Source organism: Ramlibacter tataouinensis TTB310 (assembly GCF_000215705.1).
Lineage (GTDB): Bacteria > Pseudomonadota > Gammaproteobacteria > Burkholderiales > Burkholderiaceae_C > Ramlibacter > Ramlibacter tataouinensis.
In genome coordinates this window covers 3,311,243-3,323,490 of sequence record NC_015677.1, presented here as the reverse complement: position 1 = coordinate 3,323,490, position 12,248 = coordinate 3,311,243, and the positions used below count along the sequence as shown (strand labels likewise).

At 70.5% G+C, this 12,248-nt stretch carries 15 protein-coding genes; all 15 read left to right on the top strand.

What is annotated here, in order from left to right; all coding sequences use genetic code 11:
• Window positions 1-59 precede the first annotated feature (59 nt).
• The 15 genes from RTA_RS15945 (at window position 60) to RTA_RS15875 (ending at window position 12,224) form a co-directional block, all read left to right on the top strand.
• Window positions 60-401 carry an FmdB family zinc ribbon protein gene (locus RTA_RS15945; protein ID WP_041675665.1) on the top strand — a complete coding sequence of 114 codons (342 nt, stop codon included), beginning with the start codon at window positions 60-62 and terminating at the stop codon, window positions 399-401.
• 12 nt (window positions 402-413) lie between these two features.
• Window positions 414-1,034, top strand: coding sequence for a DUF502 domain-containing protein (locus RTA_RS15940; protein ID WP_013902458.1), 621 nt, complete (start codon window positions 414-416; stop codon window positions 1,032-1,034).
• 43 nt (window positions 1,035-1,077) lie between these two features.
• The gene (aspS, locus tag RTA_RS15935; RefSeq protein ID WP_013902457.1) at window positions 1,078-2,880 is read left to right on the top strand and encodes an aspartate--tRNA ligase; all 1,803 of its coding nucleotides are present in this window, start codon (window positions 1,078-1,080) and stop codon (window positions 2,878-2,880) included.
• Between the two features lie 70 nt (window positions 2,881-2,950).
• Entirely contained in the window at window positions 2,951-3,220 is a 270-nt protein-coding gene (locus RTA_RS15930; RefSeq protein WP_013902456.1) for a type II toxin-antitoxin system Phd/YefM family antitoxin, read from the top strand.
• Between the two features lie 9 nt (window positions 3,221-3,229).
• Entirely contained in the window at window positions 3,230-3,550 is a 321-nt protein-coding gene (locus RTA_RS15925; RefSeq protein ID WP_013902455.1) for a CcdB family protein, read from the top strand.
• The gene (gene nudB / locus RTA_RS15920) at window positions 3,550-4,032 is read left to right on the top strand and encodes a dihydroneopterin triphosphate diphosphatase (protein WP_013902454.1); all 483 of its coding nucleotides are present in this window, start codon (window positions 3,550-3,552) and stop codon (window positions 4,030-4,032) included. The genes RTA_RS15925 and nudB overlap by 1 nt, the downstream gene beginning before the upstream one ends.
• A 3-nt stretch (window positions 4,033-4,035) precedes the next feature.
• On the top strand, window positions 4,036-4,761 hold the full coding sequence (locus tag RTA_RS15915) for an endonuclease/exonuclease/phosphatase family protein (protein WP_013902453.1): 726 nt from the start codon (window positions 4,036-4,038) through the stop codon (window positions 4,759-4,761).
• Window position 4,762: 1 nt separating this feature from the next.
• Window positions 4,763-5,977 (top strand): cardiolipin synthase ClsB, encoded by a 1,215-nt coding sequence (gene clsB / locus RTA_RS15910; RefSeq protein WP_013902452.1) that lies wholly within the window; start codon window positions 4,763-4,765, stop codon window positions 5,975-5,977.
• Complete coding sequence (locus RTA_RS15905; protein ID WP_013902451.1) at window positions 5,974-7,008, top strand: ligase-associated DNA damage response exonuclease; 1,035 nt, start codon at window positions 5,974-5,976, stop codon at window positions 7,006-7,008. Before clsB ends, RTA_RS15905 begins: the two co-directional genes overlap by 4 nt.
• Window positions 7,005-7,484: a DUF2269 family protein gene (locus RTA_RS15900; protein WP_013902450.1), complete on the top strand. Its 480-nt coding sequence runs from the start codon at window positions 7,005-7,007 to the stop codon at window positions 7,482-7,484. The genes RTA_RS15905 and RTA_RS15900 overlap by 4 nt, the downstream gene beginning before the upstream one ends.
• Entirely contained in the window at window positions 7,481-9,253 is a 1,773-nt protein-coding gene (locus RTA_RS15895) for an ATP-dependent DNA ligase (protein ID WP_013902449.1), read from the top strand. Before RTA_RS15900 ends, RTA_RS15895 begins: the two co-directional genes overlap by 4 nt.
• A gap of 81 nt (window positions 9,254-9,334) precedes the next feature.
• Window positions 9,335-10,057 (top strand): GTP cyclohydrolase I, encoded by a 723-nt coding sequence (folE, locus tag RTA_RS15890; RefSeq protein WP_438865674.1) that lies wholly within the window; start codon window positions 9,335-9,337, stop codon window positions 10,055-10,057.
• Window positions 10,058-10,068: 11 nt separating this feature from the next.
• Complete coding sequence (locus RTA_RS15885; protein ID WP_013902447.1) at window positions 10,069-10,491, top strand: BLUF domain-containing protein; 423 nt, start codon at window positions 10,069-10,071, stop codon at window positions 10,489-10,491.
• Window positions 10,492-10,509: 18 nt separating this feature from the next.
• Complete coding sequence (locus tag RTA_RS15880; RefSeq protein WP_013902446.1) at window positions 10,510-11,391, top strand: EamA family transporter; 882 nt, start codon at window positions 10,510-10,512, stop codon at window positions 11,389-11,391.
• The gene (locus tag RTA_RS15875) at window positions 11,388-12,224 is read left to right on the top strand and encodes a DUF429 domain-containing protein (RefSeq protein ID WP_041675663.1); all 837 of its coding nucleotides are present in this window, start codon (window positions 11,388-11,390) and stop codon (window positions 12,222-12,224) included. The genes RTA_RS15880 and RTA_RS15875 overlap by 4 nt, the downstream gene beginning before the upstream one ends.
• Window positions 12,225-12,248: the final 24 nt, after the last annotated feature.

Genomic DNA, 12,248 nt, shown 5'->3' with positions numbered 1-12,248 from the left:
GAGTCGGGGCCCGCCGCCTATAATTGCGGGCTTTGCGCCCGCACACTTCCTTTGACGCCATGCCCATCTACGCCTACAAATGCGGCTCCTGTGGCCATGCCAAGGATGTCCTGCAGAAAGTCTCGGACGCCCCGCTGACCGAGTGCCCGGCCTGCGGCGCCAGCGCCTTTGGCAAGCAGATCACCGCCGCCGGCTTCCAGCTCAAGGGCTCCGGCTGGTACGCGACCGACTTCCGCAACGGCGGCGGCGCTTCCGCCCCCGCATCGGATCCGGCCAAGTCCGGCGACGCCAAGCCGGCCGACAAGGCCGAATCCAAGCCGGACTTGGGCGCGGCCGCGCCCAAGTCCGACGCCCCGTCCGCATCGGCCGGCGGCTGCGGCAGCGCCTGCGCCTGCCACTGAGCGGCCGACGTGATGGCCCCCTTGCGCAAATGGCTGTTCGCCGGCCTGCTGGTGATCGTGCCGCTGGCCATCACGGTGTGGGTGCTCGAATGGATCATCAGCACGCTGGACCAGACGCTGCTGATCCTGCCGGCGGCCTGGCAGCCGGACCGGCTGATCGGCTACCACGTGCCCGGCCTGGGCGTGCTGCTGGCGCTGGCCATCCTGCTGGCGGTGGGCGCCATCACCAGCAACATCGTCGGCCGGCGGCTGGTGGAGTGGGGCGATGCCATCCTCAACCGCATCCCGGTGGTGCGGTCCATCTACTCCAGCGTCAAGCAGGTCTCCGACACCCTGTTCTCGCCCTCGGGCAATGCATTCCGCACCGCGGTGCTGGTGCAGTGGCCGCGGCCGGACGTCTGGACCATCGGGTTCGTTACGGGCACCCCGGGCGGTGACGTCACCAACCACCTGCAGGGCGAGTACCTGAGCGTGTACGTGCCCACCACGCCCAACCCCACGGGCGGCTACTTCGTCATGCTGCGCAGGACCGACTGCATCGAGCTGCGCATGACCGTGGACGAGGCCCTGCGCTACGTGATCTCCATGGGCGTGGTCGTCCCGGGCGGGCCCGTCAACAACCTCCTCAAGTAATCCGCGCCCGCCGCCCCGGCGGGCGCTCCCCTCGGAAACTGCCATGTCCCCTCAAAAGATGCGCACCACCTATTGCGGCCTCGTGACCGAGGACCTGCTGGGCCAGACCGTGAGCCTGTGCGGCTGGGTGAACCGCCGGCGCGACCACGGCGGGGTGATCTTCGTGGACCTGCGCGACCGCGAGGGCTACGTGCAGGTGGTGTGCGACCCCGACCGCCCGGAGATGTTCAAGGCGGCCGAGGGCCTGCGCAACGAGTTCTGCATCCAGGTCAAGGGCCTGGTGCGCGCGCGCCCGGCGGGCACCACCAACGACAACCTCAAGAGCGGCAAGATCGAGGTGCTGTGCCACGAGCTGACCGTGCTCAACCCCTCGGTGACCCCGCCGTTCCAGCTGGACGACGAGAACCTGTCCGAGACCACGCGCCTGATGCACCGCGTGCTGGACCTGCGCCGCCCGTACATGCAGAACAACCTGATGCTGCGCTACAAGGTGACGATGGAGGTGCGCAAGTTCCTCGACGCCAACGGCTTCATCGACATCGAGACGCCCATGCTCACCAAGAGCACGCCCGAGGGCGCGCGCGACTACCTGGTGCCCTCCCGCGTGCACGACGGCATGTTCTTCGCGCTGCCGCAGTCGCCCCAGCTGTTCAAGCAGCTGCTGATGGTGGCCGGCTTCGACCGCTACTACCAGATCACCAAGTGCTTCCGCGACGAGGACCTGCGCGCCGACCGCCAGCCCGAGTTCACCCAGATCGACATCGAGACCTCCTTCATGACCGAGGAGGAGATCCGCACCATGTTCGAGGGCATGATCCGCAGCACCTTCGACCACGCCATCGGCGTGGAGCTGCCGGCCTTCCCGGTGATGAAGCACGCCGAGGCGATGCGCCTGTACGGCTCGGACAAGCCGGACCTGCGCGTCAAGCTGGCGTTCACCGAGCTCACCGACGTGATGAAGGACGTGGACTTCAAGGTGTTCTCGGGGCCGGCCAACCAGCCGGACGGGCGCGTGGTGGCGCTGCGCATTCCCGGCGGCGCCGACATGAGCCGCGGCGAGATCGACGCGCACACCGAGTTCGTCAAGATCTACGGCGCCAAGGGCCTGGCCTGGATCAAGGTGAACGATCCCGCCATGGGCAGGGACGGGCTTCAGTCGCCCATCGTCAAGAACCTGCACGACGCGGCGGTCGCCGCCATCCTGGAGCGCACCGGCGCCATCCAGGGCGACCTGCTGTTCTTCGGCGCCGACAAGGCCAAGGTGGTCAACGACGCCATCGGGGCGCTGCGCGTCAAGGTCGGCCACAGCGAGTTCGGCAAGGCGCGCGGGCTGGTCGAGGGCCAGTGGAAGCCGCTGTGGGTGGTCGACTTCCCGATGTTCGAGTACGACGACGATGCGCAGCGCTGGAACGCGGTGCACCACCCCTTCACCTCGCCCAAGGACGGCCACGAGGACTGGCTGGAGACCGATCCGGGCCGCTGCGTCGCCAAGGCCTACGACGCCGTGCTCAACGGCATCGAACTGGGCGGCGGCTCGGTGCGTATCCACCGCGAGGACGTGCAGAGCAAGGTGTTCCGCGCGCTCAAGATCGACGCCGAGGAGGCCAAGCTCAAGTTCGGCTTCCTGCTGGACGCGCTGCAGTACGGCGCCCCGCCGCACGGCGGCATCGCCATCGGCCTGGACCGCTTCGTCATGCTGATGACCGGCGCCGAAAGCCTGCGCGACGTGATCGCCTTCCCCAAGACCCAGCGCGCCCAGGACCTGCTGACCGGCGCGCCCGGCCCGGTGGACGAGAAGCAGCTGCGCGAGCTGCACATCCGGCTGAGGAATCCGCAGGCGGCTTGAGAGACGCCCGAACCGCTCGTTCCATCCTGAGGATCGATGGCTAAAATGGCCACTAACTCGAGGAGTTCCCATGCAAGTCACGGCGACTGAAGCAAAGAACCGGTTCGGCTATCTGTGCAGCCAAGCCAAAGTGGAGCCGGTGATCGTCGAGAAAGACGGCCGGCCGGACTCGGTCATCGTGTCGTACGAAGAGTTCCAGGCACTCAAGGCGGCGGCGGGCAACAAGTCGATGGCACAGCGTCAAAAGGAATTCAACGAGACCTACAAGGACTGGATTGCCGAACAGAACCGCCACTTCGATACCTACGGCGTGTTCGGTGAAGAGTTCCGGCCCTGGTAGTCGGTGGTGATGGCCCAGTTCGACGTTTTTCGCAATCCAAGCGTCGCTCAGGCCCAGGGCTTCCCTTATTTCGTCGTCATCCAAAGCGATCAGCTCGATCATCTACCGACGCGGCTGGTCATGCCCTTGCAACGGTTGTCAGCCACGCCGCCGGCGAACGTGCCGCGCAGGCTCGCGCTCACGGTGGAGGTCGAAGGCGAACGGTTCTTCCTGGCGTCGCATCAGTGCGCGCCGTGGCCTGCACGGCTGCTCAAGAAGCCGGTTGCGAATGTCACGGCGCAGGCAGACGCGCTGCGTGATGCCCTCGACGCCGTCATCAGCGGCGTGTGATGGCCGCCAAGCCATTCAAGATCCCCGAGTCCGTGCTGGTGGTGGTCCATACCGCCGAGCTCGAGGTGCTGCTCATCAACCGGGCCGATGCGCCCGGGTTCTGGCAGTCGGTGACCGGCAGCAAGGACAGCTTTGAGGAAGAGCTGGCCGACACGGCGGCGCGCGAGGTGCTGGAGGAAACCGGCATCGACTGCCGCCCCGGCACGCCCCTGCATGCCGGGCTGCGCGACTGGGGCCTGGCCAACGTGTACGACATCTACCCGCGCTGGCTGCACCGCTACGCACCGGGCGTGACGCGCAACACCGAGCACGTGTTCGGCCTGCGCGTGCCGCCCGCCACGCCGGTGCTGCTGAGCCCGTGCGAGCACACGGCCTGGCGCTGGCTGCCCTGGCGGGAGGCTGCCGATGCCTGCTTCTCACCCTCCAACGCCGAAGCCATCCTTCTGCTGCCACAATTTGCCGATGGCCGGGCGCAGCGCTGAACGATGATCCTCCGGGTCGCGACCTACAACATCCACAAAGGCGTCCAGGGCTTCGGCCCGGCGCGGCGGCTGGAAATCCACAACATCGGCCATGCCGTCGAGCAGCTGGACGCCGACATCGTCTGCCTGCAGGAGGTGCGCAAGCTGCACCGGCGCGAGGAGCGCTACTTCACCCGCTGGCCCGAGCTGCCGCAGGCCGAGTTCCTGTGCCCGATGGGCTACCAGGCCGTCTACCAGACCAACGCCACCACGCGCTTCGGCGAGCACGGCAATGCGCTGCTGTCGCGCTGGCCGGTGGTGTCCCAGGGCCATGAGGACATGTCGGACCACCGCTTCGAGCAGCGCGGGCTGCTGCACGTGTGCGTGCAGGTGGAGCGGCGCACCGTGCACGTGATCGTGGTGCACCTGGGCCTGATCGCGGCCAGCCGGCTGCGGCAGGTCGAGCAGCTGGGCCGCTTCATCGAGCGCGAGATCCCGCGCAAGGCGCCGCTGTTGGTGGCCGGCGACTTCAACGACTGGGGCGGCAAGCTGCGCGAGCCCATGGCCGCGCTGGGCCTGGCCGACTTCGTGGCCGAGCGCGTGCGCACCTACCCCTCGCGCCTGCCGCTCACCCAGCTCGACTACGTGTACGCCCGCGGCCTCAAGCCGGTCGGGCTGGAGGCCCCGCGCGGCCGCATCTGGGGCCAGATGTCCGACCACCTGCCGCTGATCGCGGAGTTCCGCGCCTAGCATGCCGCTGCGCCTGCCACCCCTGCGCGGCGGCCACGGGCTGCGCCTGCTGGAGGGCAGCCGCGAGCTGTTCCCCGCGCTGATCGCCGCGATCGAGCAGGCGAAGCGCGAGGTGCGGCTGGAAACCTACATCTTCGACTTCACCGGCGCCAGCAGCGAGGTGGCCTACGCGCTGGAGCGGGCGGCGCGGCGCGGCGTCGCGGTGCAGGTGGTGGTGGACGGCTTCGGCACGCCCGGGGTGCCGCCCGACTGGGCGCACCGCTTCGAGCAGGCCGGCGTGGCCTGGCAGGTCTACGCCCCGGTCGGCAGCCTGGGCGTGCTGTGGCCCGGCAGCTGGCGCCGCCTGCACCGCAAGCTGTGCGTGGTGGACGGCACGATGGCCTTCTGCGGCGGCATCAACATCCTGGACGACCTGCACGACCCCAACCACGGCACGCTGGAGGCCCCGCGCTTCGACTTCGCGGTGCAGGTCACGGGCCCGCTGGTGGCCGAGGTGCACGCCGCCACGCAGCAGCTGTGGCAGCGCCTGCGCGCGCGGCACAGCCTGCGCGGGCAGGCCCTGTCCGGCGCGCTGTTCCCGCCGCGGCCCACGGCCGTGCCGCCTTGGCCGCAGGACCCTGCGCCGGCGGCCGAGCAGCGCGCCCGCGCCGCGCTGCTGCTGCGCGACAACCTGCGCTACCGCGCGCGCATCGAGCGCGCCTACCGCCGCGCCATCGGCCGGGCCCAGAGCGAGATCATCATCGCCAATGCCTACTTCGTGCCCGGCCGCAAGCTGCGCGAGGCGTTGGCCAGCGCGGCGCGGCGTGGCGTGCAGGTCAAGCTGCTGCTGCAGGGGCGCTACGAGTACTTCATGCAGTACTACGCCGCGCGGCCCATCTACGGCGCGCTGCTGCAGGCCGGCGTGGCCATCCACGAGTACTCGCCCAGCTTCCTGCATGCCAAGGTGGCGGTGATCGACGCCCGCTGGGCCACCGTGGGCTCGTCCAACCTCGACCCGCTGAGCCTGCTGCTGGCGCGCGAGGCCAACGTGGTGGTGGAGGACGCGCCGTTCGCGCTGCAGCTGCGCCAGCGCCTGCTGCAGGCCATCGGCGACCCGGCGGCGGCCATGGACCCGGCGCAGTACGGCACCCGGCCGCTGCGCCAGCGCGTGCTGGAAGGCTTGGCGCTGGGCGTCATGCGGCTGGCGCTGGCGGTGCAGGGCAAGAGGTACCTGTGACGGCGGCCGCGCAGGACCTGGTGGTGCAAAGGCCCGAGGGGCTGTACTGCCCGCCGGGCGACTTCTACATCGACCCCTGGCGGCCGGTGCCGCGCGCCGTCGTCACGCACGCCCATGCCGACCATGCGCGCGTCGGCCACGGCCGCTACCTGGCAGCGGCGCCGGCCGAGGGCGTGCTGCGCGCGCGGCTGGGCGAGATCGACCTGATGACCCTGCCGTACGGCGAGCGCATCACGCACCACGGCGTCACGGTGTCGCTGCACCCGGCCGGCCACGTGCTGGGATCGGCCCAGGTGCGGCTGGAGCACGGCGGCCGGGTCTGGGTGGCCAGCGGCGACTACAAGGTGGCGCCCGACCGCACCTGCGCGCCGTTCGAGCCGGTGCGCTGCGACGTCTTCATCACCGAATCGACCTTCGGCCTGCCGATCTACCGCTGGTGCCCGGACGAGGAGCTCTTCGCCGACGTCAACGCCTGGTGGGCGGCCAATGCAGCGGTGGGCCGCGCCAGCGTGCTGGCCTGCTACAGCTTCGGCAAGGCGCAGCGCATCCTCAGCGGCGTGGACCCGTCCATCGGTTCGATCATCGTGCACGGCGCGGTGGAACCGCTCAACCGCGCCTACCGGGCCGCCGGGGTGGAGCTGCCGCCCACGCGCCTGGTCAGCGAGGTGGCCGACAAGGCCGAGCTGCGGCGCTGCCTGGTGCTGTGCCCGCCCAGCGCGACGGCCAGCACCTGGCTGCGCCGCTTCGGGGAATGCAGCACCGCCTTCGCCAGCGGCTGGATGCAGCTGCGCGGCGCGCGCCGGCGCGGCGGCTACGACCGCGGCTTCGTGCTGTCCGACCATGCCGACTGGCCGGGCCTGCTGGACGCGATCGGCGCCACCGGTGCGCAGCGCGTCATCGTCACCCATGGCAGCGTGCCGGTGATGGTGCGCTACCTGGCCGAGCAGGGCCTGCAGGCGCAGGCGTTCCAGACCGAGTACGGCGACGACCGGATCGAGGCCGACACCGAGCCGGCGGGGGAGGGTGCATGACCTACCTGGCCCTCAAGTACCTGCACCTGATCGGCTCGGCCATCCTGTTCGGCACCGGCCTGGGCATCGCCTTCTTTGCCTGGTTCGGTTATCGCATGGCGCTGCGCCACCAGGACATCGGCCTGCTGCGCGGCGTGCTGACGCTCACGGTGGTGGCCGACACCGTCTTCACAGCGGTCTGGGCGGCGATCCAGCCGGTCACCGGTGCGCTGCTGTGGCACCTGGCGGGCGGCAGCTGGCGCAGCCCCTGGATCGCCTGGGTGGCCGCCACCTACGTGTTCGTGGGCCTGTGCTGGCTGCCGGTGGTGTGGCTGCAGATCCAGCTGCGCGACGGCGCGCGGGCCGCGCCCTCGGTGCAGGCGCTGGACGCGCGTTTCCACCGGCAGTTCCGCATCTGGTTCCTGCTCGGCTGGCCGGCCTTTGCCGGCGTGCTGGTGCTGTTCGCGCTGATGCTGGGACGCGGTTTTTTTCTATGAAGCTGTTCTCGCGCCTGTTCGCCGAGCTGGACGCCACCACCTCGACCAACGCCAAGGTCGAGGCCCTGCAGCGCTACTTCGCGCAGGCGGCGCCGCGCGACGCGGCCTGGGCCGTGTACTTCCTGGCGGGCGGCAAGCCGCGCCAGGTCGCGCCCATGGCCGTGCTGGCCGAGCTGGCCTGCCAGGAGGCACGCATAGCCCCCTGGCTGTTCGACGAGTGCTACCAGGCCGTGGGCGACCTGGCCGAGACCATCGCCCATGTGCTGCCGCGCGGCGGCGAAACCTCGGACCTGGGCCTGGCCGACTGGGTGGAGCAGCGGCTGCTGCCCCTGCGCGGCCTGCCGCCGCAGGAGATCGCCCAGCGCGTGCGCGGCTACTGGGCCGAGCTCGACACGCAGGGACGCTTCCTGCTGACCAAGCTGGTGGGCGGCGGCTTCCGCGTGGGCGTGAGCAAGCTGCTGGTGCAGCGGGCGCTGGCGGCCCATGGCGGCGTGGACGCCAAGCAGGTGGCCCAGCGCATGATGGGCTACACCGACGGCCGGGCCCAGCCCTCGGCCGAACGGCTGCTGGCGCTGATCGCCCAGGCCGAGGAGGGCGCGGCGCAGCTGCGCGACGAGGGCCAGCCCTACCCCTTCTTCCTGGCGCACCAGCTGGACGCGCCGGCCGAGGTGTTCCAGGCCAAGCTCGGGCCGGTGGCCGACTGGCAGGTGGAGTGGAAGTACGACGGCATCCGCGGCCAGATCGTCAAGCGCGGCGGCGCCGTGTGGCTCTGGTCGCGCGGCGAGGAGCTGGTGACGGACCGCTTCCCCGAGATCGTGGCGATGGCCCAGCCGCTGCCCGACGGCACGGTGCTCGATGGCGAGATCATGGTGTGGAAGGACGAGCCGGTGGAGCCGCCCGGCACGGTGATCGGCCGGCCGGCGCCGTTCTCGCTGCTGCAGCAGCGCATCGGCCGCAAGACCCTGACCAAGAAGGTGCTGCAGGAGGCGCCGGTCACCTTCATGGCCTACGACCTGCTGGAGCAGGGTGGCCAGGACATCCGCGCCGTGCCGCAGCGCGAGCGCCGCGCGCGGCTGGAGGCCCTGCTGGACGGCACCCCGTTCAAGCTGTCGCCGATCGAGCACGCGTCCTCCTGGCTGGAATACGCCGAGCGCCGCCGCCAGTCGCGCGAGCGCGGCGTGGAGGGCTTCATGCTCAAGCGCCTGGACGCCGCCTACGGCACCGGCCGAACCAAGGCCGACGGCCTGTGGTGGAAGTGGAAGATCGATCCCATGACCATCGACTGCGTGCTGGTGTACGCGCAGGCCGGCCACGGGCGGCGCGCCTCGGTCTACACCGACTACACCTTCGCCGTGTGGAGCCGCGAGCCCGAGGGCCAGGCCGAGGCCGATGCGGCGATTGCCGCGATGAGCGCCGCCGGGCCGCCCCAAGGCGCGAAGGCCCCCCCGGGGGGCAGCGAACCACGCGAAGCGGGGAGCGTGGGGGCCCTGAAACTGGTCGCCTTCGCCAAGGCCTACTCGGGGCTGACCGACGAGGAGTTCCGCCAGGTCGACGCCGTCATCCGCCGCACCACGCTCGAGAAGTTCGGCCCGGTGCGCAGCGTCCGGCCCACCCTGGTGTTCGAGCTGGGCTTCGAGGGCATCAACCGCAGCCCGCGCCACAAGAGCGGCATCGCGGTGCGCTTTCCCCGCATGCTGCGCATCCGCCACGACAAGCCGCTGCACGAGGCCAACACGCTGCAGGACCTGGAATCGCTCCTGAATCTGTAGCTGCGGGACAAGTATTGGTGCCGGCCCGAGGCCAAAAACCTTCATGACACGGCAGGGGAACGCCCGGTGTTAGCATGCGGCATGCTCATGAAAGCCGACCCGCCCATGACCGCCGCCGACGCCGACGCTGGCACGCCCGTGTCGGTGAAGATCCGCGAGCGCATCCGCGCCGCCCGCAAGCGCTTCCACGCCAACGACAACATCGCCGACTTCGTGCAGCCCGGCGAGCTCGAGGCGCTGCTGGACGAGGTTGAGACCAAGATGCAGGGCGTGCTCGACAGCCTGGTGATCGACACCCAGAGCGACCACAACACCGGCGACACGGCGCGCCGCGTGGCCAAGATGTACCTCAACGAGGTGTTCAAGGGCCGCTACGTCAAGCCGCCCAGCATCACCGAGTTCCCCAACGCCGAGCACCTCAACGAGCTGATGATCGTGGGCCCGATCACCGTGCGCTCGGCCTGCAGCCACCACTTCTGCCCGGTGATCGGCAAGGTCTGGATCGGCGTCATGCCCAACGAGCACACCAACGTGATCGGCCTGTCCAAGTACGCGCGCCTGGCCGAGTGGGTGATGGGCCGCCCGCAGATCCAGGAAGAAGCCGTGGTGCAGCTGGCCGACCTGATCATGGAGAAGACGCAGCCCGACGGCCTGGCCATCGTGATGGAGGCCACCCACTACTGCATGGCCTGGCGCGGCGTGAAGGACATGGACAGCAAGATGATCAACTCCGTCATGCGCGGCGTGTTCCTCAAGGACTCCGCGCTGCGCCGCGAATTCCTGGCCCTGATCCCGAAGAACTGAGCACGCACGCCATGTTGGTCCGCCTCCTCTACGCCAGCCGCTCCGTCGACCCCAGCCCCGAGGCGATCGAGTCCATCCTGGCGCAGTCGCGCCAGCACAATCCCGTCAGCGGCATCACCGGCATCCTGTGCTACGGCGGCGGCATCTTCCTGCAGGCCATCGAGGGCGGCCGCATGCAGGTGTCCGAGCTGTTCGGCCACATCCAGAAGGATGCGCGCCACAAGGACGTGGCGCTGCTGCACTACGAAGAGATCTTCGAGCGCCGCTTCGGCGGCTGGACCATGGGTCAGGTCAACCTGAACAAGCTGAACCACTCCCTCCTGCTGAAGTACTCCGAGAAGCCCGAGCTCGACCCCTACGCCGTCTCCGGCAAGGTGTCGCTGGCGCTGCTGGAGGACCTGATGGCCACCGCCGCCATCTGCGGCCGCGCATGAGAGGCCGGCGCGCCTGACGTGCCGGCCGGCGCCTTCGCCCTGGTCGTCCTGGCCGGCCTGATCCACGCCAGCTGGAACATCGCGGCCAAGAAGGCCGGCGGCGACGGGCGCTTCGCGGCTTTCACCGCCGTTGTCCTGATGGTGTTCTGGGCCCCGCTGGGCCTGTGGCTGGGCGTGCGGCAGGTGCCGGGCTGGGGCTGGACCGAATGGGGCTTCATCGCCATCAGCGCGCTGCTGCACACCGCCTACTACCTGATCCTGCTGCGGGGCTACCGCCAGGCCGACCTCACCGTCGTGTACCCGCTGGCCCGCGGCTCGGGGCCGCTGCTGTCGTCGCTGGCGGCGGTGCTGCTGCTGGGCGAGCAGCTGTCGGCGCTGGGCGCTGTCGGCATCGCCGGCGTGGTGGTCGGCGTGTTCCTGATCGCCGGCGGCCCCGGCCTGTGGCGCCGCGCGCACGACGGGCAGCAGCGCGAACGGGTGCGCAAGGGCATCGCCTACGGCGTGGCCAGCGGCGCCTTCATCGCGGGCTACACGGTGGTCGACGGCTACGCCGTCAAGTTCCTGCTGATGTCGCCCATCCTGGTCGACTACATGGGCAACCTGCTGCGCCTGGCGGTGCTGGCGCCGGCCGTGCTGCGCGACCTGCCCGCGGCCGCCCGCCTGTGGCGCGCCCAGCGGCGCTACGCGCTGTTCGTCGGCATCGTCAGCCCGGTGTCGTACGTGCTGGTGCTGTACGCGATGCAGGTGGCACCGCTGTCGCACGTGGCGCCGGCGCGCGAGATCTCCATGCTGTTCGCCGCCCTGCTCGGCGGCCAGCTGCTGGGCGAGGGCGACCGGCTGCCGCGCCTGCTGGGAGCGGCCTTCATCGCCACCGGCGTGATGGCGCTGGCGCTGGGATGAACGCGGTGGCCGCGGACGCTCCGCTGCCGCTGGTCGGCTGCGACTTCTCCAGCAGCCCCAGCCGGCGCAAGCCCATCGTGCTGGCCTGGGGCCGCCAGGACCCGGGCCGCGTGCTGCTCGAGCGCATCGAGACGCTGGACACCCTGGAGGCCTTTGCCGGCTGGGCCGCCGCGCCGGGGCACTGGCTCGGCGGCTTCGACGTCCCCTTCGGCCTGCCGCGCGAGCTGGTCGAGCACCTGGGATGGCCGCGCGAGTGGCGCGCCTGCATCGAGCACTACGCGCGCCTGTCCCGAAGCGAGATCCGCGACACCTTCGCCGCGTTCTGCGCTGTGCGGCCGGCCGGCGCCAAGTTCGCGCACCGCGCCTTCGACAAGCGTGCCGGCTCCAGCCCGTCGATGAAGTGGGTCAATCCACCGGTGGCCTACATGCTGCACGCGGCGGTGCCGCCGCTGCTGCGCGCCGGCGTGCACTTCCCGGGGCTGCACGAAGGCGACCCGCGCCGCGTCGCGCTGGAGGCCTACCCCGGGCTGCTGGCGCGCGAGCTGATCGGCCGGCGCAGCTACAAGAACGACGACAAGGCCAAGCACACGCCCGAGCGGCTGATCGCCCGCAAGGACCTGGTCACCGCGCTGGAGAACGGCCAGACGCGCCTGGGCCTGAGGCTCAAGCTGAGCAACGCCCAGCGCGACGCGCTGGCGGCGGACGGCAGCGGCGACCGGCTCGACGCCGTGCTGTGCCTGGTGCAGGCGGCCTGGGCGCAGCGGCAGGGCGCGCCGCGCTGGGGGCTGCCCGAGGCGCTGGACCCGCTGGAAGGCTGGATCCTGACGGCCTGAGGGCCCCCTGCCGGCGCGGCGGAC